General features: G+C 68.9%; 1 pseudogene. It reads right to left on the minus strand.

The annotated features are described in order from the left end of the window. Positions 1-130: 130 nt before the first annotated feature. Positions 131-599, minus strand: a pseudogene (locus tag ACM9LZ_RS25965) (Mu transposase domain-containing protein); the annotation flags it as partial.

A 599-nucleotide genomic window follows, 5' to 3' on the forward strand; every position in this document is an offset into this window, starting at 1 on the left:
GATTTCGCCGCGTTCGAGCTGGCGGACGGTGCCGTCCAGGGCCTCCAGGGCGCGCGGCATGCGCAGGCCCACCAGATGCCGGCGGATGCGTTCCAGGGTCGATGGGATCAGCGTCATGGCCGCACCCCCTGATCGGCCAGTCGCGGGGCGTCACGGTACGGCCGGACGGCTTGGGGAGCGGTACCGCCCCCTCCCGGGTAACCGTGCTGTTGGCCGGTGGCGGCAGGGTGCGATGTCCCTCCAGCAGGCGGCGCCGCCCGCGCCCTTCCAGGACGGGATGGTTGGCGATCAGCGTTCCATCCTCCAGGATCTGAACCTGGGTGGCGGTCACCTGTACCTCCACGACGCGCCGACGGGTACAGTCGGGGACGGAATAGAGGTTGCCGCCCACCGACACCATGCCATCGCGGGTAACACGCCGCTCCAGGGCCAGCACGGCATTGCAGGGACCGGCGGGCAATGGCCGGAGGCTGGGTTTCTCCTCGGCGAAATGCTCGATGACCACCCGACCGGTGGTGGCATGGCGGCGGACATTGGCCACCTGGTCCAGCCATTGCCAGAACTGGGCATTCAGGTCGTCCAGATTGCGGAAGGTACGG

Source organism: Niveispirillum fermenti, assembly GCF_048066175.1.
Taxonomy (GTDB): domain Bacteria; phylum Pseudomonadota; class Alphaproteobacteria; order Azospirillales; family Azospirillaceae; genus Niveispirillum; species Niveispirillum fermenti.